Raw genomic sequence first — 23,025 nt, forward strand, 5'->3', positions numbered from 1 at the left:
TATTAAAAGCAAACAGAAAGAACCTTCATAGTTGAGAATGGGTTTTACAGGCAATTTTTATTTTTATATCAATTCTACATTAGACTAATTCTAAATAATTAAAATCTTTCTTACTTTTGGGCTAATTATTAATTCCTCCAACTGAATATTTTATGTCAACAAGAAAATCTACTGCTTGGAAAAGTATCCGAAATATTTTTGATCAAATTCACCTCTATGCCGGCTTGATCTCTGGATTGGTGGTTATTGCTGTTTGTTTCAGCGGGACGATTTATGTCTATAACACTGAGATTCGAGAATTCATGGATTCCGAACTTTACTTTGTGGAGGAGACTGGTGCGCGTAAGTCCGCAGATGAATTGAAGGATTTTTTGGAGCAAAGTGAAGCATCCAATGTGGTGGGAGTAATGTGGAATGAGGAAGCTGATCGTAGTGTCCAATTCACACTGAAGCAAGAAGGTGAGGAAGGCAGAGGTACTACGTATTATGTGAATCCATATTCTGGAGCTATTCTTGGCAATACGTCAGATAAAACTCAAACTGCAGAATTTATGGGCTATATGTTTAGTCTTCATAGATGGTTGCTGTTGGATAGAATAGAAACTCCGATCTTGGAAAGCATGGGTAACCGTGATTTGGGTAGATTTATCAATGGTGTTGCCACCTTGCTGTTTTTATTAGGAGTGATTACTGGAATTGTCATCTGGGTGCCCAATAAAGTTAAAAGCTGGAAGCAAGGTTTGAAAGTTAAGTGGTCTGCAAATTGGAAGCGCATAAATCATGATTTGCACAATACTTTAGCATTTTACTCTTTGATCTTTTTATTCATCATGGGAGCTACTGGCCCATTTTGGTCTTACTCTTGGTATAGAGAAGGATGGCAAAAGACCTGGGATATCTACCAAGAGCCAGTTGCTAAAAGTGAAGCTCCGGGTGGACGCGGAGGAGAAGGAAAAGGTGGAGAAGGTCGCGGTAATGGCAAAAATGCGGAAGCTGAAGTTGCAGCTACTGCTCCCGCAGTACTTTCATTGGAAGATGTATTCACTGCGACTAATGCTGAACTGCCTTACGAAGGTAATATTCGTGTGTCGCTACCTTCTAAAGCTTCAGATCCGGTGAGTGTAAGTAAATATAGAACTGGCTTTTTTGCTAGATCTGGGTCAGATCAACTGACATTGTCCTCGGCGGATCTGTCAGTGACCGAGGCAAACTTGTTTTCAGACTTGCCATGGCGACAGCAGGTAGGAAGATCGGTGAAGTCACTTCATGTTGGAGATATCTTTGGTCAATTTTCAAAGTTCCTTTGGTTTGTCGCGTGTTTGATCGCTACCTCTTTGCCGATCACGGGTACACTGATCTGGTGGAATAAGCGGAAGAAAAAACCAGCTAAGAAAAAGCCAATGCAAACTAAAGTGGCAGAAATGGCATAAAATAGTGTAGACCTTCTGATTTCGGAAGGTCTTTTTTATTTTTTACCGCGGAGGCCACTGAGATTTCGCAGAGGGCGCAACTTTAGTTATCCTGCTTCCCCAGAAACAGGATTTGGTATTGCTTTAATTCCATATTACAGTTATGTCCTTTCGGGAATGAATGCTTCGTGGTTTGTGAAAATCCAAACCATGGTGTTAAACTTGTCCCTTTAGGGACTGACTATAGGTAGCTTTAATTAAATAAGTTCTTTAGCTGTGCCTTTTGGTACAGCCCTTTTATTGCTAATCATTTTCCGCATTATCCCTAATTGCTTTTGAATTGCCTCCAAAACTTTAAGAGAATATTAAGCCTCAGAATTACCGACCTTAGATTGAATTGCTAACTTTTGCATAGTAATTAAACAAAATCTGGCTTGACAAAGGGGGATGAGATTACAATTAATGATCAGTTCCACGGAAGGCTAATTAATACAAGTTGTGCTCTGCGCGACCTTTGTGAACTCTTTGGTAAAAAAATAGTCATGCGAATTCTAGTTGTAGAAGATGAACCCGGGATTTCCAGCTTTTTAAAACAAGGCTTAGAGGAGGAGTCCTATTCTGTGGATATCGCTGTGAATGGCGAACAGGGTCTACAAATGGCACTGAGCGGCGAATATGATCTTTTGCTCTTAGACTGGATGTTACCGCTGAAAAGCGGTGTTGAGGTTTGCCTGGAATTCAGAAAGCAATTCGCTGATACTCCTATTATTTTCCTCACGGCAAAGGATACAGTAGATGAAACGATCATGGGGTTGCAGTCTGGGGCGAATGATTACATCAAAAAGCCCTTTCATTTCGAAGAGCTATTAGTTAGAATAAGAGTGCAACTGAGAGCAAAAGGCAGTTCGGAGCAGAAATATTCGCTCGGACCCATTGTGCTCTTCACAGATCGACATCAGGTTTTCAAAGAGGAAGAAGAGATCCAGTTAACCCAAAAGGAGTTTGCCTTGCTGGAATACCTGATGAAAAATAAGAATCAAGTTTGCCGACGTACACAAATCATTGAGGATGTTTGGGACATTCATTTTGAATATAACACGGGAGTAATCGATGTATTCATGAACTCCCTCAGGAAAAAACTTCGTTTCAATACCAACGAAGATTACATTCAAACGGTGAGGGGAATAGGCTATATCGCTAAGGATCTATGAGTATTTCTTACAAAGAACGGATAGCGCGCAGGTTGACCTTAGTCACGGCATTGATCGTGCTTGTAGTTTTTGCGATCATATATTTGGTGGTGGACTTTACTGTCATCCAAAGCATAGACAGAGAGCTGAAATTAGAAACGGATAAGCATGTGGGGCAGATATTTCTGGTGAATGGAGAGATTCGATTTGTGCACAAAGACGAATGGCTGGAACAGGAGCATAGCCAGATCCAGCTCAATCCTATTTTTATAGAAATTGTGGATATGCAAGGTGTTTCTATGGATAGGTCACCAAATCTTAGTGAAAACCACTTGAGTTTTTACCCGGATAGAGCAAAAGGTGATGAAGCTTGGACGCTGAAAACCGGTAATAGAGAAGTGCGTCAGATGCAGATTCCGCTTAATCATGGAGGAAAGCAAGAAGGATATATGCTCGTGGCGAAATCTTTTGAAGATGCGAGACAATTGCTCAACAACCTCAGGAATATTCTACTGATTCTTTACCCAGGGATTTTGCTATCCTTGTTTTTAGCCATGCGGTTTTTGGCGGGTAAGAGTATTCTGCCTATTCAGCAAATCATCCAGAAGACCAATCTCATCTCCCAAAGCAACCTCAATGAGCGTATTCCCGTCGCTGAGCCAAATGATGAAATTGCCCAACTCACTCGCTCGATCAACGACTTGTTGGCCAGGTTGGAGCAGTCTTTGATCCGTGAGAAACAATTCACTTCTGACGCTTCTCACGAATTGAGAACTCCTTTGGCTGTAATGCGAGGCACTTTGGAAGTGTTGATTCGTAAGCCTAGGACTGCTGAGGAATATATTGAAAAGGTGAAAATGGCATTGGCCAGCATAGACCGCATGTCTGAGATGATCGATCAATTGCTGATGCTTGCTAGAGTTGGTAAAGGTAAAATGAGTAGGGAGGAAGTGGATTTGGTTTCTTTTGCCCAGAATTTTGGGCAGCAGGTAGAGAAAGAATCTGGAAGAGAAGTCACTTTTCATACCAATTTCTCAAAACCATTTTACACACTTGTCAATGAGAAATCGCTTCAGATGATCCTGAGTAATCTTATCCAGAATGCTATCAAGTATTCCGCGCCCAGTGGTAAGATCTGTCTGCAAGTCGGGGTTCATGAAGGCGCACCTTTTTTGGAGATCATAGATGAGGGGAGAGGGATAGCGCAGGAGTCATTGGATAAGATTTTTGATCCTTTTTACAGAGAATCAAGTGATGCTACATTCCTGGTTCAGGGTACTGGGCTTGGGCTTACAATCGTCAAAAAACTTGCGCTCGAGTCAGATATTCAGGTAGAAGTGGATAGTGAAGCGGGGAAAGGAAGTACGTTTCGCTTGGTTTTCAGCACTGAGATTTAAGCCAATCTTAAGGGAGTTTTTCAGGCTATGCAAAGCCTTAGAGCCATTTTTGTAATTCAATTTTAACTCTCCCCATGTTAGATCGAATTATTCAGTGGAGTATTGGGCACAAGCTCATCATATTCATTTTTATAGCCGCATGGATAGGATTTGGACTCTATTCATTGAGCAATCTTCCCATAGGTGCAGTACCGGATATCACGACCAATCAGGTGCAGGTGATCACTACTTCCAGAAATCTGGCGACAGAGGATGTGGAAAAATACCTGACTTATCCTGTGGAGTTGGAGATGGCGAATCTTCCGGGGGTGGTGGAAATCCGCTCTATTTCTAAGTTTGGACTTTCGGTGGTGACGATAGTTTTTGAAGATGACATGGGGAGTTATCTCCCGCGTCAACTCATAGCTGAGCGAATAAAGATAGCAGAGGAAAGTATTCCAGCTGGTTTTGGAACTCCTATCATGGGGCCGATTTCTACAGGACTAGGCGAGATTTTTCAGTACGTAGTAGATGTGGAGCCTGGCTACGAAAACGAATACAGCATCACGGAGCTACGTACGATCCAAGACTGGGTAGTGCGCAGACAACTGTCCGGGATAGAAGGTGTGGTAGAAGTGAATACCTGGGGCGGCTTTATGAAGCAATATGAAGTTGCTATCAATCCTGAGCGATTGAAGGGAATGCAGATTGACATCGCTGAGGTGTATCATGCACTGGAAAAAAATAATTCTATTGCCGGAGGTGGGTATATAGAAAAGACGAATGAGAGCTTTTTTATCCGGGGAGAAGGACTTGTGTCGAGCCTGGAGGATATTGGGAATATAGTAGTAGAAGTAAGAAATGGCGCTCCAGTTTATATCCGTGATATCGCAGAAGTGGGTTTTGGTCATGCGAATAGGTTTGGTGCAATCACCGCCAATGGCGAAGGCGAAAAAGTACTTGGTCAGGTAATGATGCTAAAGGGTGCTGATTCCAAGGGAACGATAGATCGGGTTAAAGAGCGATTGGAAGAGATGAATTCTTCCCTTCCTGAAGGAATTGTGATCAATGGATTTTTGGACCGCTCAGAATTGATCGGAAAGACAACGTTTACAATTTCTGAGAACCTGATTTTGGGCTGCCTAATTGTGGTTTTTGTCGTGGTGTTATTGCTTGGGAATTTCCGTTCAGGCTTGGTAGTGGCTTCTGTGATTCCACTGAGTTTGCTTTTTGCGCTCTCCATGATGTACATCTTTGGAGTTGATGCCAATTTAATGAGCTTGGGTGCAATTGACTTTGGGATTATCATCGATGGAGCAGTGATTATAGTGGAGTTTATTGCCTTCCAATTTACTAGAGCTGATCATCAACTAGCGAGTCTTTCGAAGGCGGAGCGTCAGAGAAAGAAAGATGAGATCTCTTTCACCGGAGCATCCAAAATGATGCATTCTGCGGTTTTTGGACAGATTATTATCATCATCGTATTTATTCCGATACTGTCACTGACAGGTGTGGAGGGCAAAATGTTCCGTCCTATGGCTGAGGTTTTTTCCTTTGCATTAATTGGGGCGATGATTCTAGGCTTGACCTATGTGCCGGTAGTATCTGCGCTTTTCCTGAAAACTACACCTCCTGGTCCTAAGAATATATCTACACGAATAATCAATGGCTTAAATAAGGTGTATGAACCGGCGATCACCTGGGCGCTAGATCATGCGAAAATTGTCTTGATCTCAGCATTTGGTATGCTCGTGGGAACCATCCTGATTTTTTCCACCATGGGTTCTGAGTTTGTGCCTACACTTGACGAGGGGGATTTTGTGATTCAACCATTTTTGAAAACAGGAACATCCTTGACAAATACGGTGGAAACCATCACGGAGATAGAGAAAATTCTGAAGGAATTTCCGGAAGTAAACCAGGTGGTAACAAGAATTGGGGCAGCTGAAATCCCAACCGATCCTATGTCCATGGAGGAAAGTGACGTGATCGTGACGCTGAAGCCTCGGTCAGAATGGACTACGGTAGAGACTAAAGATGAGCTGGCGGATAAATTCAAAGAAGCGCTGGAGGTGATTCCTGGCATGGAATACGAATTTACCCAGCCGATAGAAATGCGTTTCAACGAGCTGATTACGGGGGTTCGTGCAGATTTGGCGATCAAAGTTTTTGGGGAGGATTTGGATGTTCTTTTGGAAACTGCCGAAGAAATCGAAGCTGCTATTCAAGGAGTAGAAGGAGCTGCAGATATTATTTTGGAAAAAGTAGACGGTCTTCCACAGATGAAGATCGAATACAATAGAGGTAAAATCGCAAAGTTTGGATTAAATATCTCTGATCTGAATGAGGTGGTGACAATGAGTTTTGCCGGAATGAGTGCTGGGAAAGTTTTTGAAGGAGAAAAGCAATTCGACTTGGTAGTGAGATTTGCTGAGCCATTCCGCAAGGATATTAAGCACTTGGAGCAGGCCTCGATCCAGCTCCCGAATGGTGGTTCGGTGCCTCTGTCTGAGCTGGCGACGATCAGTTATACCAAAGGACCGGCTAAAATCTCCAGAGACAATACCAATCGCCGTGTGGTAATCGGTGTGAATGTGAGAAACCGCGATTTGCAATCTGTAGTGGATGATATTCAGGCCATCGTTGCTAATGAAATAGAACTTCCGGAAGGCTACCGAGTAGATTATGGCGGTCAATTTGAAAATCTACAACAAGCTAGAAACAGGCTGATGATCGCCGTTCCGATTGCCTTATTCTTGATTTTTGTACTTCTTTATTTTGCCTTTTCATCGACTCGGGATGCATTGATGATCTACTCAGCTATCCCACTGTCTGCAATTGGTGGCGTGCTGCTGTTGTGGGCGAGAGATTTGCCATTCAGTATTTCGGCTGGAGTAGGTTTTATAGCTCTTTTCGGCATCGCCGTACTCAACGGAATCGTACTTATCGAACATTTCAAATCCATGGAGTCACACTACATTTCCATCAAAGACCTTGTGATCAAGGGAGCGAAGGAGCGTTTGAGGCCAGTTTTACTTACGGCTTCTGCTGCAGCACTTGGTTTTTTGCCAATGGCGATTTCCAATTCTGCAGGAGCAGAGGTGCAAAGACCGCTAGCTACAGTAGTTGTGGGAGGTTTGATTTCAGCCACTATTCTGACTTTGATCGTTCTTCCTGTTTTGTATGTGCTCTTTAGGAGTAAATCAGCCCCTTCGCCTTCCAAAAAAGTGCTCTCATCCGTAGTGCTACTCTTTATGATTTCTTTTGCTTCGCTGGCACAGGAAACGCCAATGACTTTGGAACAGGCAGTGGCAATAGGAATGGAGCGGAATCTTCATCTTCAGGCAGCGGATAAATCACTGGAGATGGCTAATGAGAAGATCGGGCAGGGCTGGAATCTGGATAAGACGAGTGTCTATTATGCTGAAGATAAAAATGACATCGCCGAAAATGGAATCTATAACCGGAAGTGGGGATTGAGTCAAAGCATGGCCTTTCCGACGCTCTATGGAGCTCAGAAAAATGTCTTGGAAGCGGGTGCTGAAATGCAACTCAATCAATTTGAATTGCAAAAAAGAAAGCTGGAAGGAGAGATTAGTAAAGGATTTCTTGAGGTGAAATATTGGCAGGAATTGATGGAGAATTACGATTACCTAGATTCACTTTATGCCGAATTTGCCAGAGCTGCCACGCGGAAATTTGAAACTGGTGAAAGTAACTACCTGGAGAAATTGACAGCCGAAGGAAAGCGACAGGAAATCGGTCTCAAGGGAAGTGAGGCAAATGAAAATTACCTCATGGCAATGGATAAATTGAAGCTCCTGATGAATTGGGAGGGAGATTTGGTGCTCTCTGATGAGTCAATTGACTTGGACATTTCTCTGATGGAAGATTGGTCTGCCCATCCAGGTGTGGAATATTATGAAAGCGCCCTAAGTCAATCAGTTTATCAGGTACAAGCCGAGAAGCGAAAACTACTGCCTGATATCAATTTAGAGGTTTTTCGAGGGACAAATCCTGGTGCAAATGCGAAAGTTTATCCAGGATTTCAGGCTGGAATTTCACTGCCGTTGTTTTTTGGAGCACAAAAATCACTAGTGAGAAGCACGGAGTTTCAACAGGAGAAAATCCAGCTTGAAGCTGAGCAATACAGAAATCAGCTGGAAAGTCGAGCCCAGCAATTGCACCGGCAACTTGATCAGAACATCCGGGTCATCAGCTATTATGAGGCAGAGGGCAAAACACTTTCTCTCCAAATTCTCCAGCAAGCGCAGCGATCATACCAAGAAGGAGAAATAGATTTTCTTCAGTATGTGCAGCTGATGGAGAATTCCAGGACGATCACCCTTCAATACCTGCAAAGCAAATTTGCGTATCAACAAACTATTTTGGACATCAACTATCTTTTGAACTGATGAAGAATTTCCCTATAAAATTATTGCTAAATGCTACGCTTTTGGCCTCCAGTCTTCTCTTCTTTCAATGTGCAGGTTCTGGAGAATCTGAAGCCGAAGGTGTGGAGTTAGAAGCAGGAACATCCACTGGGCCTTTTATTTCCGTTTCACAGAAGCAATTTGAAACGATGAGAATGTCATGGGGGAGCCCCCAGTTGCAGGAATTCTCTGAGGGACTCTCGGTGCAGGGGATGGTCAAAGTTCCGGTGGAGGGAATTCAGGAGATTTCCGCGTATTTCGGTGGCTATGTGAGTGGCTTGAATAAACGGGAAGGAGAACCCGTGAGAAAGGGAGAAGTACTTTTTTATTTGGAAAACACAGATTTCATCCGCTTGCAACAGGAGTTTCTAGAGGCAAATAGCCAGTTGAATTATCTTAAGGAAGAATATGAGCGTCAGAAGACACTATTCGGAGAGAAAATTTCTTCGCAGAAAAACTACCTAAAAGCAGAGGCCGATTATCAGGCGACCAAAGCGAAGGCGGAGAGTTTGAAGCGTCAGTTGGCGCTGATCAATATCAATGCAGATCAATTGAAGCCAGAGAATATCCGTTCCAAAGTGCCGGTGCTTTCCCCAATTTCAGGTTTTGTAGATGGGATACATTTGGTGCAAGGTGCCTTTTTGGCTGTGGGTGGTAAAGCGATGACGGTTATCAGTAAGGAGCATTTGCATATAGAGCTGGTTGTTTTTGAGAAGGATGCGGGAAGTATCCATAAGGGCCAGAAGGTATTGGTGACTATTCCGGATATGCCAGGAAAAACATTGCAAGCTGAAGTTTTTGTTGTTGGACAATCTATCAATAATGAGAGGCAGATTAATATTCATGCGCATTTGCCTGAGGAAGAAGAGGAAGCTTTTTTGGTTCCGGGGATGTTTTTGGAAGCAAAGCTGATCAAAGATCCTAAAGAAGCCTGGGTAGTTCCTACGACCGCTGTGGTAGTTTCTGAAGGTGCTAGCTATGTGCTTGTTCAGCGTGAAAAGGCGGATTCCGGATTCAAAATTGAGAAAATAGTAGTAGAAACTGGTCTCGAAAATGACGGAATGATCGAGCTCTTGCCGAATGAAGAGCTGGATGAGAATACGGTAATCTTGACGAAGGGTGGATTTAATTTGTTGCCTTGATGTTTTAAATCACCATAGAGTTCGCGGTGGACTAACAGAGAAGTCAGCTTTTCTAGTAGGATTAGTTTAAAGAGTTCTGTTAGGCCGATAAATTTAACACCTCGGGTTTAAACCTGAGGTGTTTTGAATTTTTGATGTTCTTTTGATTTGGCAGAATTGACCTCAATCCTGAATGAAGGTTTCGCCAAAATCAGTTGATGATAATTTTTGACCTTATGGAAATTACTGATTCAATGCTGAGTCCAAAGTTTCGGTCTGTGCGACACAGACCGAGGCAGAAGGTAATCAATTCGCTAGTCTAGCATTCGTAATAGCAATACCAGGATAGCTAATTCCAATGGCTAAGCAAGCAAGGAGATCCTCATCTCGGACTTCAGTAAATTCGACTAATAAAGAATTCCCAACTACATTGAGCGAATTGTCAAGGTGATAGGCATTATAAGTTAATGTCTCCAAGCCGGTCTGAGCTTTTACTTCGGCTTCTTTATCTAGAAATCTGATTATCGGAAGACTGCAGGAAATGTCAGATGTGCTTTCGACAATAACTCTAAATTCTTTGTGAGGCATATCCTCTTTATCACATGAGGATAAAAGGAGGAATAATAGCAAAATTGAAATACATGTTTTCATCTGATACGATTTTGAATTGACTGCCTCAGGTTGGATTTCATATATGAATAGTACTAAAAATTAGGTCAAAAAGTTGAGATGATCTTCTATTTCAGAAATCTCTCCATAAACTCTTCCCTATAAGTTCTGCCGATAGGAAGAACGATTTCATCGAGAAGATGAACTTGATTGCCACTGAGTTTGATTATTTTTTGGCTGTTCACTACGTAGGATTTATGAATCCTGTAGAACTCTCCTGCATCCAATATTTCTAACCACTTTTTCATTGGTTCAGAGGAAAGGTGCTTTTTGTCTGCAAGACATACCTCACAATAGTCACCATCGGCGGCAAGGTAAATGATGTCATCAAAAGCAATACGGATATGTTCATAGCCTATCTTGATGAAATGTTCTTTTTTAGATTCACCTGAGATCTCACTGTTTCTTCTCACTTTTCCTACGGCCTTCACAAATCGCTCAAAAGAGAAAGGTTTTAACAGATAGTCCACCACATCTAACTCATATCCATCGAGTGCATACTCCGAATAGGCGGTGGTCATAATCACTTGCGGCCTATCTGAGAGGCATTTCAGAAAAGAAATACCGGATAGTTTGGGTAGGTTAATGTCCAAAAACATCAGATCCACCGATTCGTTCTGAAGAAAATCCATAGCTTGAAAAGTATCACCAAAAGTGCCCACCAGTGTCATTGAACCAATATCGGCTATGTATTTCTTAAGTATTCGCTGGGCAGGTTGCTGATCTTCTACGATGATACACCTCATGCCTTGCTAAGTTTAATTTTTAGTGTGACGAAAAACTCCTCTTCAGCTTGATTTATCTTCAATTCATATTGCTCAGGATAAAGCAAATTGAGTCTTTTCCTCACGTTTTCAAGACCAATTCCTTTCATAGGAGAATCCATTGGGAAGTAATTGTTGTGGCAAATGAAAGTCAACTCCCCGTTCTCATTCACTGTGATGGATAAAGCTATTTTGATTTGATCAGACTGCCCTGACTGACTATGTTTGAATGCATTTTCCACAAAAACACTCAGTATCAAGGGTGAAATCTGGTATTCTTCGGCTATGTTTTCTGTATCAAACTCCACTGTTCCTCTTCCCTCTATTTGCAATTCATAGAGTTGTATAAAATTGCGAAGATGTTCTATTTCCTTGCTGAGTAGGACAGTAGGTTCCCTGCATTCATAGAGCATGTAGCGAAGCACGCCGCTCAGTCCTAGGATGATTTCAGGAGTTTTAGTAGATTGCTCTACTGCATACGAATAGAGGTTGTTAAGATTGTTGAATAGGAAATGAGGGTTGATCTGAGAATTCAGATAGGATAGCTCGCTTTCCTTCACCATCACTTTCAGCTCATCCAGTTCCCGTTGTCTTTGGGTAGCATCCCAGGCGATTTTCATCCCTGCCAGAGCAACCAATACTGATAGAATTTTTCCGCTACTTAATAGCACTCCCTTGAAATCCGCCATTCTTGTACCTGGGAAAACATATGGGTCGAGCAAAAATTCTTCAATGAACAAAACTCCTACAAGGACAATGAAGGTGTATAATCCGAATTGTAGGTACTTTTTTCTGTAAAAAAACTTAGGTAAAAACACGTAACTGATCAGCAGATTTGCCCAGACGTAGTTGATGAAAAAAAACAATTGGTACCAATGAAGCTCGTATCTCAACTGCCCCTTTTCATGATCCATAATCACAAAATGGAACACAAGTAGGTGGATGATGATCTGGAAGATCCATTCCATTTTTACAGACTTACGTTGGGTTGCGATTTTATCCATAAATCAAATTAACTCCTCAAAAACATTAATAAAGAATCAAGTCGATAAACAGTCATATTTTACCGACAAACAACAAGGAATTTGGCTATTTGTAGTTTGTCGGGAAAGTCTGGTCGTTCATCGGTTATATTTTTTTAGGCAACTTTTACTCCCCAATTTTGAGCTAAATAATCTTGTTATACTATGAAACGCGCACTTATTTGGATCTTATTTTTTGGACTGGGAACAACTTCCGCCTACTCACAAGGTATAGAAGTTACCGGAAAAGTAGTAGATGCCAAGAGCCAAAGTCCTATCGAATTCGCTACTATTAAACTCCTGGATGAAGCTTCCGGACAGATGATAGCCGGCACTACTACGCTTATCGATGGCACTCTTCTGTTATCCACGGAGAGCAAGAGTTTTTCTGTGGAGGTTAGTTTTATAGGTTTTATCAGCCAGCAGATCAAGGATATTAAAGTCGTGAATAATAAAGTCAATCTGGGGACAATCTCTCTGGAAGAAGACACGAAGCAGATGAACGAGGTGATCGTGCAGGCTGAAAGATCCACCACTGAATTTCAATTGGACAAGCGCGTCTTTAACGTGGGACAGGATCTGAGCAGTACGGGTGCCAGTGCGCTGGATGTCTTGAATAATGTACCTTCTGTGACTGTGAATATAGAGGGGCAAATTCTCCTTCGAGGTACTGGAGGAGTGCAGGTTTTGATCAACGGCAAACCTTCTGTTCTGACTAGCGACGGAGGAAATGCACTGGGTACGGTGACGGCTGATATGATCGAGCGGGTGGAAGTCATGACCAACCCTTCAGCCAAATACAATGCAGAAGGAACTTCGGGAATTATCAATATTGTCCTGAAAAAGGAGGAGAAAAAGGGAGTGAACGGTTCTGTCACTCTGAATACCGGAGTACCCAACAATCACAGTTTGGGCTTTAGTCTGAATAAGCGTACGGAGAAATTTAACTTGTTTAGCCAAATAGGAGTGGGCAAGAGAACCATGCCTGAGGATTTTGAAACGCTCAATAGAAATTCAGAAACAGGAGCAGAAGTGCAAAGTGTAGGTGAGGTGGAGAAGAATGAGAACTTTTTCAACTTGATTCTAGGAACTGATTACTACTTCAATGATAGAAACGTCATTACAGTATCGGGTAATTATGCATTCGAGGGGGAATCTGAAAGTTCAATTGGTGATTTCAGCACATTTGATGGACAGGGAATGAGCTTGGCAGGTTGGCAAAGGAATGAAAAAACCGAAGCGACCAATCCAAAATGGCAGTACGAAATGCAGTACAAAAGTGACTTCTCCGAAGAAGAGGATCATTTTCTCCTACTAAGCGCGATAGGAAGCTCCTTTGCAAAAGACCAATCTTCCACTTTCATCAACAGCCCTTCTTTTGGAGAGGATGCCCAGTCGGGGGAGCAATTGAGCGATAATGATTTCAGTCAGGCAGAATACACCTTCCAAGCAGATTACACCAAACCATTTGCTGAGAAATTCACTTTGGAAACAGGTGGACAGTATTTTATCCAAGAAGTGAAAAATGATTATGCTATTTCTGCCTTAGAATCTGGCGTTTGGGTAGTCATTCCGGAGCTCTCCAATAATTTCCTTTATAAGCAAAAAGTGCTGGGAATCTATGCGACGGGAGCTTATGAAGCAGATAAATTCGGATTGAAGTTGGGTTTGAGAATGGAAAACACGGATATTCATACTCAGCTGGAGGAAACGGATGAGGAGAATGATCGGAACTTCACCAACCTGTTTCCTACTGTTCATGCTTCCTATAAAGTAGCCAAAACCTTTTCTGTACAAGGAGGCTATTCCAGAAGAATTTCCCGACCAAGATTCTTTGACCTGAATCCATTTTATAATATCCGAAACACTTACAGTGTATCTACAGGTAATCCGGATTTGTTGCCTGAATACACGGATAGCTATGAGGTGACGGGTATTTATGATCATTCATTATTTTCGCTGAGCGCCTCAGTGTATCATCGCTACATCACGCAGACGGTGGAGGATGTGACGGTTCTTGAAGATGGAATCAACATTACTAAGCCTATGAATATCGGAACTAATAATGTCACTGGCTTGGAGGTCAATGGTAAAATGACTCCTGCAGATTGGTGGTCTTTGAGTGCCGATTTCAATTATAATTATTTCGACAGATCGGGGACTTATGAGTCCACGCCTTTCGGTTTTCAATCGAACCAGTGGACTGGGCGCCTGACTAATAAGTTTGATTTGCCGGCGGATTTCTCCTTGGAGCTGGTCGGTGATTACCGATCTTCTTATCAGACATTTCAGCGAAATATCAGTGGCTATGCCATGGCGGATATAGGCCTACGTAAGAAAATAATCAAGGGTAAAGTCATCGTAAATCTAAGTGTGCGAGATGTATTTGCTTCGAGGATATCCGAAAGTGAAACACTTAATCCTGATTTCTACCAGTACAGTTACCGCCAGAGAGGGCGCTTTGTGACTTTGGGGGTGAGCTATGGATTTGGCAAGGGAGAAGCCATGGAGTTTAGCGGAGGAAAAAGATTCTAACTAGAACTTACTTACTGTGATGTAGGCCACAGGAGTGAAAAGCAAAAATTCATAGATTGGGTTACAAGTAAAAGCCCAAGCTCGTGTGGGCTTGGGTTTTTTAGTTGTCTTGAGTTTCATAGAGCTTTTTGAAGTTGACTTAGCGTAGCATAGAGTTTACTTAGGCTTTGGATATTGATGAGGATGAGCTTGATTCTTATCTATGTTTTGAGAATAAAAAAAAGAGGACTTTCGCTCAAGGAAGCGAAAGTCCTCTTTTATAAAAAATGAATTTGATTTATTTAATCCACCAGGTCATTTCGTGAATGTTGTCATTGCCAGACCCGAATTGTTTCTCTATAGCAGAGCTGACATTATCAGCATTGTAATTATACTCAGACTGTGGATAGATCCATCTGTATGGAACGGTCACACCCTCTGGTCTTCTGAAAGTTGGGAAGCCCGTTCTGTGATGATCGAAGAAAGATGTCCACTGCAACTGGAAGAATGACTGTAGGTATTTCTGCATAATGATTAGCTCAACTTTTTCATTCTCAGTCGTTGCTTTTGAGAAATCGTTCATTGGCTCACTTAAGTACACCATAGCTGCTTCAGCATCTACATAGCCGCTATACTCTTCTGAATACATTTCGTAGAACATGAAAGAAGCTTTTACGCCTTCTTCGTATAGCATCTCAGCATCTGCATTGATCCATCCACGAACAGCAGCCTCAGCTAAAATCAGCTGTTGTTCGGAATAGCCCAATAGTTTGTAAGGCTCATTTACCGGATCTCTATGGTATCTGTCATTTACTTTGGATACATCACCTCGAGTCGCTTTTTCATTTACCTCTCCGTATGGAGCAGCAGGATCTCCACCTTCATAAGCAGAGAAATCATTAATCGCCTTTCCAGCTTCCTTGGCAGATTTAGTTTGAGTAGAGTAGATGAAAAGCCTTGGATCTTTACGCACCTGAAGTCTTTGGATAAAAGTAGAGTCCATGTACATTCCAGAACTGAATCCGCTACTGTTGAAGTCCGGATAGCGGTTGTTTTGCTGATCCAAGAATACCAATTGCCCACTTTCGGTTTCATTTTCCATCAACGGACTATTCGTATAAATGGAGTTGAATTCGCTAAAGTCGATGGAACTAGATCCGGACTTTTGCGAAAGGGTCAATAGAACCTTCAGACGAAAAGCATTGATCAGTTTTCTCCAGGAAAGAATATTTCCACTGTAAATGATGTCACCTGCGATGATTGTATTCTCATTTGCAAGGATAGTTTCAGCTTCAGCCAATTCTGCCAAGATGCCTTTGAAGACTAGTTCCTGCTCGTCATATACTGGCGAATAGCCTTTCTCTGATTCACCTTTCAGTGCGGCGGTGTATGGTACATTTCCGAAGCTCATGGTTAAGTTATAGAAATAATAGCTTCGGAAGAACTTGCCAAGTGCGACATAAGAAGGCTCGTTGATACGTTCAGCTTCTTGGATCATTTTGGTCACATTTCTCAATACTGAGTATGGTCCAAAGCTTCCTCTATCCCACTTATAATACTGATTGGAGTTTTCTCCATCAGTCTGCACAAGCATTTTCTGAGCATAGAGGGGAGAAGTGCCTCCGTTCGCTCTGAAAGCATCCCACTCTACATTGGTCAAAAGAAGTTGAGGGTGAGTTTCAGTCGGAAGGTTTGGGTTGATGTTCATTTCCTCCAAATTCGAGCAGGAAAAAAACACAATCGATAATAACAGTATAACTAATATATTTTTCATTTTATTCTAGTGTTTATCTGACTGGTTTTCAATTAAAATACAGCTTTCAAAGTCATCCCAACATAGCGAGAGGAAGGGTCTTGAAGGTTGTCGTCATTCCCAAAATCAGGATCTAGGTAAGGCAACTTTTTCAGTACGAGCAGATTGTAACCGTAAAGTGTCAAATCTAGGTTTTTGATTTTCTTAGACTGCATGATATTCATCAAGTCATAAGTCACAGATAATCTTCTCAGTTTGAGGTAAGAGCGGTCGTACACATTTGCAAATTTCTCATTCTCATCTACAGTGACTTGTGCTCTGTATGGATAGGTCTGAGACCAAGTTTGCCAGCTTACAGCAGTAGTGTTCTGAGTGTATTCTCTGGAGTCAGAAAGTACATTTCCATTTACGTCTCTCACTAATTCTCCACCAGTTACCACTACGCCTTCAGGTACAAACACTGGTTGGCCAGCAGCATATTCTGCATCTCTGTATTCTGTAGAATTTGGGTGCTTGCCACCCCACCACATTTTCTCGATGGTAAGTGATCTGATCAAACCGCCCCAAGCGCCATCTACGTCCATTGCAATTCTGAATTTGTTGATGTTAAACTGGTTTTGGATACCAAATCTCCAAGATGGATCCAAATGGCCGATCTTAGTAGGAAACGGGTCTCTTGTTGGCATTCCTGAATTGGCATCCAAGATTACTTGTCCATCGGCGCTTTTCTGCCATACGGTAGCGTAATAGCTATCAGCTCTGTCGCCTACTTTTAAATTCCCAAACTTCTCATCATCACCATATATGCCAGTGATTTTTCGTTCAAATTTGGTCCAGTTGGCTCCGATGTTCCAAGAGAATTTCTCTCTCTGAATAGCTGCATAGCTCAACATCAATTCAAAACCATTGGTAGTGTATTCGTTGCCATTGACTTTTCTGGAAGTAAATCCAGAAGCTTCAGAAATGCTTAAATCAATGATCTGATTTTCATCCAGAATTCTGTAATAAGTACCTTCTAGAGTGATTCTTTTCTGAGCAAAAGAAGTTGACAAACCCGCTTCAAAAGTGGTTGATTTTTGAGGCATGATTTCAGGATTTACAAGGCTGGAAGAATAGGTCACCGAAGGTGTCGATCCATAAGTCACGCCTTTATTATATGCTGAATAGATACTGTAAGGACTCAAATCACTTGAAACTTCCGACCAGGAACCATATATTTTGATGTAATCTATGGCTTTTGGTAGGTTCATAAATTCTGAAACTATCGCACTTACGGAAGCTGAAGGATAGAAATACGAATTGTTGACTTCCGGCAAGGTGGATGACCAGTCATTTCTCGCGCTTACATTCAGGAAGAATGATTGCCAAAGATCAAGACCAACGGTTCCGTACACACTTCGGATTTCTTTTTCTTCCAAATAATTAGATGCCTGAACAGGCCCTTGGGTATTATTTAAGCTATACACATAAGGAACAATCAATCCATCAGAAGAGGAGTAAGCTTGCTTATAACTTCTGTAGAAGCTGGAAGCTCCCGCATTGACTGTCAAACCGATATTTTCATTGAAATCTTTGTTGTAGGCCGCCAGGAAATCTGTATCAAGATTCAACTGATCATCATTCCAGAATTTGTAGTCTCCATTACGAGAATCCCCGTAGTTCATGTAGGATTTAGGACTTTGCATGTCTTCAAAAAGTGTTTTCTGACGAGCTGAAATCCTTCCTTGGATATAGAGGTTAGGCAAAATCTGATACTTCAGTTTTAGCTTGCCATCCATTACATTTCTATTGTGAACTTGGTTTAGCTCATTTGCTGCGAAATAAACATTGTTGTACCAGGCATAATTGTAGTTAGCTTGACGATATCCTTCTAATCCGGGCACATACATGTGATCTCTTAAGTCAGCACCATTCACATCATCTCCCATCCAGATAAGAATGGTGTACATGTGATTTTTAGGGCCGTATCCATAACGCGGATAGTTTGGAGAGTAAACTTTGTTGTAGCCCAAAGTAGCGTCCAACTGGATCTTCTCACTTATTTTGAAAGAGGAATTGAAGTTAAATCCGCCGGTATTTACTGAGGTGTTAGGAACTTGTCCTTGCTGGTAGGCATAGTTTGCCGAGAACATCAGCTGTGCTTTTTCACCTTGGTAAGCTATGGAAATATCATTTTTAGTGACTACTCCGGTTCTCATGAAATCATTCAAATTGTCATGACGCTTCCATTCGGTAGGCACACGCTCATAAAGAGATTTGTCATCATAGACAGTTCCGGTTACGCTACCATACCAGTCGACCGTTTCTCCTGTGTTTTTATTTCGAATTGGGCTATTCCACTGAGGAACGAGTACGCCAGGTTCAAACTTTGGGCCCCAGATCATATCTCCATCTGAGATACCTCCATCAGCACCATCCCAGAATTCATACTTCCCATTGGAGCCGTTTCCGTATTCGGTTTGAGTTTCCGGATAGACCGTAAAACCTGCCGTCACCATATTATTAGTGGTTGCGGTTACAGTTAAACCGTCCTTGCTTGCATTTTTTCTGGTAATTAGGATTGCTCCATTTTTTCCTCTGGCGCCATACAGTGCTGATGCAGATCCACCTTTCAATACGTTGATGCTTTCAATGTTTTCCGGTGAAATATCAAAAAAGTCAGTTTCAACAGGAACTCCATCCAAGACAATAAGTGGATTTTTGCCACGTAAGCTGAAGGAAGGAGACTGAAACATTCCCGTAGGATTTGTTACGGTTAGACCAGCTATTTGGCCGGAAAGTGCGTTGCCAAGATTAAGTGTAGAAGCTTCGGCTATTACGTCCATTGGTACTTCCTGAGTAGCGTATCCAAGCTTTTTCTTTTGTTGCTTGATACCGATTGCAGTTACTACTACTTCATCCAGTGATTTGCTGTCTTCTGCCAGCGTGATATTGATGATGCTTCTTCCGTTGATCGTTTCTTCCTGAGCTTCGAACCCGATGAAGCTATATACGAGCGTGGCACTTTCATCAGCCATGATAGTATAGTTGCCCTCAAAATCGGCAACAGTTCCTCTATTAGTACCTTTTACTAATACCGTTACTCCTGGGAGTCCTAGTCCTGTCTCGTCTGATACTTTACCTGTAATTTGTACCTGTGCCAACAGGACAGTTGGTAGGAGCAAAGTCAAGAAAGCAAAAACTGTAAAAGTCTTCTTCATTTTCTGTGGTTAAATGATTGATGAATACATTAAATAATTGATAGTCAATAAGTAAACAACTGTTTTGGTTCGCTATTGATATCGAGCACAAAAGTATTTAAGTAGTGAAAGGATAGTCTAAAAAGAAGGTTTTCAATTTGTTATTATAAAAATCCGAGAATTAAAAAATTGATAATATGATGCCTTGTTATGCCTATGTTTCAATTCATAGAAGGCCCATAAAACTCGATTTCAGGCAACTTTTTCGTTTTGAAAAGTGAAAGAATCGAATAAGTAGCAAACACTAGTTAGAAATGCGTATTAAGTTTTGAGCTGAGGCTACACGGTATGATTATTTTTTCTTAATAAATAGATAATGCTTTATCTGAGAACCGTAGTTGAACACTTAAAAAAAGCTCTTTACTTAGAAGATGGGGTTATTTCGTTGTCATGTTTTTAAGAGTAAGCTTGTCCTATTATGCTATAGTTTATCCAGCAAAGACCAATTGGATGGAAGTAGAACCTTGTTTTATCTTTTATTTTGGTATCACCTGGTCCAAAACCTGCCCATTTTTTTTGGGATAAAGTGCCTGTTTTTCGTTCATTTCATTTACTAAAGTTTCCATCATAAGCTTTAGCTGATCTGGATTGCTTTCAGCTAGATTTTCCATTTCAAAAGGATCAGCTTTCAGGTTGAAAAGCTCATAAGCAGCTTCGCCCTCAACGGGATAATGATAGACTACTTTCCATTCGGATTTTACCAGACTGGTAAAGTAATTGGAGCGGTGATTTCCATGTGGGAAATGATTCAAAAATACCTCGTCTCTACTCGTGTTTTGCTCAGCATTGAACTGAGGTTGAAGCGGGAAACCATCCAAGAGATGTCCTTCGGGATTTGGAATGTCTGCCAATGTTAAAATGGTAGGAAACAGATCTATGATGGTTCCAACTTGTTCCTGAATTGCATTTTGGGCGATAGGTAGTTTTTGCTGCCTTGGGGAATTGTTTTCTGGACTGACCCAAGCAGCGATGAAAGGAACCCGCATTCCACCTTCCCAGTGATTTCCTTTTTTGCCTTTTAGCGGAGTGGAACTGCTGTAGTCATTTTCTATTGGCAGGGGTGCATCCGATCCGTTATCTCCCAAAAATAGTATCAGTGTGTTTTCTCCTAATCCTAGCTCCTTCACATGCTGCATGATGTCGCCCAGAGATTTGTCAATTCCTTCTATCAGCGTGGCGTAGGCTTGAGCTTTTTCCGGCTTGTCGGAGTCTTTATACTTTTCCGCAAAGCGGGGATCAGAATAAAATGGAGCATGCACTGCATAATGCGCCATGTTAAGAAAGAAAGGTTTTCCTTCTTCCTTCGCTTGTGTGATAGCTGCATTTGCTTCTAGCGTCAATGCCTCAGTTAGAAAAATGTCCTGACCATGGTACTTTTCCAAACCGGGAACTGCCCTTGATTTATTTCCACCTGTATGTCCAAAGGCTTCTGTACCCAAATAACTGCCTGGCTGACCTATAGAACTTCCTGCAATATTGATGTCAAAACCAAGATTCAGTACTCTTTCCTCTATCCTAAATAGTGTGTCTCTAATGACGCTTTCATTGTAAAGAACTGGAGTATAAATATAATTTTCTCCTTCAATGTTCGAAATGTAATTCTTATACGGATAGATTGCTCCTATAGCTTCATTCATCTCAACACGCAATAGGGGGATTGAATCCACAATAGCCAATTCGGAATTGACCTTATATATGGAACGCTGATTTACAAATTTGTCTCCAGCTTTTACTCCATCATTCGCAGCTATTAGATTCAGATTTTTGTCAATTATCTCTATGTAATCAATAAAAAAAGGAAAGCTTTTCTCAGCTATGTATTCATTGTCCAAGGTATAGGTAATCAGCCTTCTGCCGCTAGCCAAGTACAGTGTTTCTGAATCTTTATCAATCACAAAAGAAGAGAGGTTATAGAATTCGCCTGGTCCTTCTCCTTCAGACCCTATTTGTTGAATAAATTTTCCGGACTTATCAAATACAAGGATTCGTCCAGGGAAGTCTACCACATAGAGTCTATCCTTGTAGAATTTTACCTCTTGAATTAAACTCAAATAGGAAGAATCATTTGTTTCCAGAGAGATGTATTCAACTGACTTTGCAATCTCAGAAAGCTTAAATTCTGATTCAGTTTCTTTGGTAACAGCAAAAGCTTTAATTCCTTTATCTTCTGGCGAAGAGCAACCTAGAATAAAAAGAAGTACGAGCTTAAGACTTGATCTTAAATAAAATAACTGAGATTTTCGGATCATTTGAGCTGGTTCTTTTATAGGAAAACAGGTATTCATTTGAATTAGTAAAAAGAGGAGTGAGGTAGCCAGAATTATTTATGTCATCATAAAACCCGGAGCTTTCGCCAGTTTTGCTTAGGTATTGTTTGTTGTCTTTCAAATCATAAAAATATACATACCAATTATTTCTGTACCTGAACCCAGTAGTAGCAAATTTCCCAACCATGCCCTGTCTCAATGAAAATATGATATTACCATCAGCTGGTCTGTTTTTGTAGATGTTTTTGAAGTTTATTATCGGTTCTTTGAAACCATCAAAGGAAGAGTAAATCTCATTAACTTCTCCCATGGAGATTAATAAGTTGTTATCATGGGTTGATAAAGAAGGGTGTCTGGAAGTGTAAAAAGAATTGTTGTTTTCGGCTTTGTATTTCATTTCTTTTTCAAGCTTTATAAGCTTTAAGCTTGAAGGGTCGTAAGATTCTAAAAAGTAGCTTTTTGATTTTTCCAAGACTTCTAAACTCGCAACGTAAAGTTTATTGTTAAATATCTTTGCGCCGAGAATACTTCTATCAAATTTAAATTCCTTTTCTAAGGAATTATCGGTAAGGTTAATGGTTACAATCCTATTTTTATGCGCTATGAATAGTGTGTTTTTCGAAGGATCATAGGCAAGATCTTGGATGATACCTCCTTCTTTGGAGCGGTAAATCTCCTTTATAAACTTGTCTGATTTATCCAATTTAGCTATTGAAGTAGCAAATCCTTTTGACTTTTCTTCCCCAGGAGATATTAAGTAATAATCCTTGCTAATCACCATATGCCTAATATTGATATAGTCCTTGTTCAGTTCAAAGGTTTGGACCTGGTCAGCTATAGTCGAAGCATTGATACGATCTAGATATACGTGTTCTACTACAATGTCTTTAGGGTTGGAAAAATTGAGTAGGGCTAGTAGAAATGGAAGAATTAAGGATATCATAGGTTTTTGGTCAAATGTGGATATTTGGACACTATAATTGAAAAATTCAGCTTAGAAAAAGTGATCCCAAATAGCGCTGCAAGGTATTGCAATAAGGTTTGTAGCAGTTTGAAAAGTACACTTTGGTCTATAACTTCTTTGCTTCTAGAGAATTCACTACTAAATATAAGTTTTCCCTAGTTGAAATCCCAGAAAGTTAATTGATTAGCCGCTTAAGGTGTCTTTTACTTTACTTACCAGTATCTATTGTGTCTACTAGGTATTCTCCTAATGTGTTACTCCTGAATTTTGGCTACGTGATCCATAGATATGGCTAAGTGGCTGA

13 protein-coding genes are annotated in these 23,025 nt (G+C 41.1%); 6 read left to right on the forward strand and 7 right to left on the reverse strand.

Going from position 1 to position 23,025, the window contains the following annotated elements; genetic code table 11:
* Positions 1 to 152: 152 nt before the first annotated feature.
* The 5 genes from AACZ87_RS07430 to AACZ87_RS07450 all read left to right on the forward strand — a co-directional run bounded on the left by AACZ87_RS07430 (position 153) and on the right by AACZ87_RS07450 (position 9,550).
* Entirely contained in the window at positions 153 to 1,430 is a 1,278-nt protein-coding gene (locus AACZ87_RS07430; RefSeq protein WP_339866067.1) for a PepSY-associated TM helix domain-containing protein, read from the forward strand.
* Positions 1,431 to 1,951: 521 nt separating this feature from the next.
* Entirely contained in the window at positions 1,952 to 2,620 is a 669-nt protein-coding gene (locus AACZ87_RS07435) for a response regulator transcription factor (protein WP_339866068.1), read from the forward strand.
* A complete protein-coding gene (locus AACZ87_RS07440; RefSeq protein WP_339866069.1) occupies positions 2,617 to 3,996 on the forward strand; it encodes a HAMP domain-containing sensor histidine kinase in 1,380 nt (459 codons plus the stop codon). The genes AACZ87_RS07435 and AACZ87_RS07440 overlap by 4 nt, the downstream gene beginning before the upstream one ends.
* A 74-nt stretch (positions 3,997 to 4,070) precedes the next feature.
* Complete coding sequence (locus AACZ87_RS07445) at positions 4,071 to 8,390, forward strand: CusA/CzcA family heavy metal efflux RND transporter (RefSeq protein WP_339866070.1); 4,320 nt, start codon at positions 4,071 to 4,073, stop codon at positions 8,388 to 8,390.
* Positions 8,390 to 9,550 (forward strand): efflux RND transporter periplasmic adaptor subunit, encoded by a 1,161-nt coding sequence (locus AACZ87_RS07450; protein ID WP_339866072.1) that lies wholly within the window; start codon positions 8,390 to 8,392, stop codon positions 9,548 to 9,550. The genes AACZ87_RS07445 and AACZ87_RS07450 overlap by 1 nt, the downstream gene beginning before the upstream one ends.
* Positions 9,551 to 9,835: 285 nt before the next feature.
* On the opposite strand, the gene AACZ87_RS07455 is transcribed toward AACZ87_RS07450, so the two are convergent.
* The 3 genes from AACZ87_RS07455 to AACZ87_RS07465 all read right to left on the reverse strand — a co-directional run bounded on the left by AACZ87_RS07455 (position 9,836) and on the right by AACZ87_RS07465 (position 11,966).
* The gene (locus AACZ87_RS07455; protein ID WP_339866074.1) at positions 9,836 to 10,180 is read right to left on the reverse strand and encodes a hypothetical protein; all 345 of its coding nucleotides are present in this window, start codon (positions 10,178 to 10,180) and stop codon (positions 9,836 to 9,838) included.
* Between the two features lie 86 nt (positions 10,181 to 10,266).
* Positions 10,267 to 10,944: a LytTR family DNA-binding domain-containing protein gene (locus AACZ87_RS07460; RefSeq protein WP_339866076.1), complete on the reverse strand. Its 678-nt coding sequence runs from the start codon at positions 10,942 to 10,944 to the stop codon at positions 10,267 to 10,269.
* On the reverse strand, positions 10,941 to 11,966 hold the full coding sequence (locus tag AACZ87_RS07465) for a histidine kinase (RefSeq protein WP_339866077.1): 1,026 nt from the start codon (positions 11,964 to 11,966) through the stop codon (positions 10,941 to 10,943). The genes AACZ87_RS07460 and AACZ87_RS07465 overlap by 4 nt, the downstream gene beginning before the upstream one ends.
* Before the next feature lie 183 nt (positions 11,967 to 12,149).
* Here AACZ87_RS07465 and AACZ87_RS07470 point away from each other — a divergent pair, with 183 nt between their 5' ends.
* Positions 12,150 to 14,519, forward strand: coding sequence for a TonB-dependent receptor (locus AACZ87_RS07470; protein WP_339866078.1), 2,370 nt, complete (start codon positions 12,150 to 12,152; stop codon positions 14,517 to 14,519).
* Positions 14,520 to 14,796: 277 nt separating this feature from the next.
* On the opposite strand, the gene AACZ87_RS07475 is transcribed toward AACZ87_RS07470, so the two are convergent.
* From AACZ87_RS07475 to AACZ87_RS07490, 4 genes are all read right to left on the reverse strand, one after another.
* Positions 14,797 to 16,272, reverse strand: a complete 1,476-nt coding sequence (locus tag AACZ87_RS07475) for a SusD/RagB family nutrient-binding outer membrane lipoprotein (protein WP_339866080.1) — start codon at positions 16,270 to 16,272, stop codon at positions 14,797 to 14,799.
* A 32-nt stretch (positions 16,273 to 16,304) separates the two neighbouring features.
* Positions 16,305 to 19,451 (reverse strand): SusC/RagA family TonB-linked outer membrane protein, encoded by a 3,147-nt coding sequence (locus AACZ87_RS07480; protein ID WP_339866081.1) that lies wholly within the window; start codon positions 19,449 to 19,451, stop codon positions 16,305 to 16,307.
* Between the two features lie 515 nt (positions 19,452 to 19,966).
* Complete coding sequence (locus tag AACZ87_RS07485; protein ID WP_339866082.1) at positions 19,967 to 21,739, reverse strand: 6-bladed beta-propeller; 1,773 nt, start codon at positions 21,737 to 21,739, stop codon at positions 19,967 to 19,969.
* Positions 21,696 to 22,700, reverse strand: a complete 1,005-nt coding sequence (locus AACZ87_RS07490) for a hypothetical protein (RefSeq protein WP_339866084.1) — start codon at positions 22,698 to 22,700, stop codon at positions 21,696 to 21,698. Before AACZ87_RS07490 ends, AACZ87_RS07485 begins: the two co-directional genes overlap by 44 nt.
* Between the last annotated feature and the right edge of the window lie 325 nt (positions 22,701 to 23,025).

This window comes from uncultured Algoriphagus sp. (genome assembly GCF_963974365.1).
Taxonomy (GTDB): Bacteria; Bacteroidota; Bacteroidia; order Cytophagales; family Cyclobacteriaceae; genus Algoriphagus.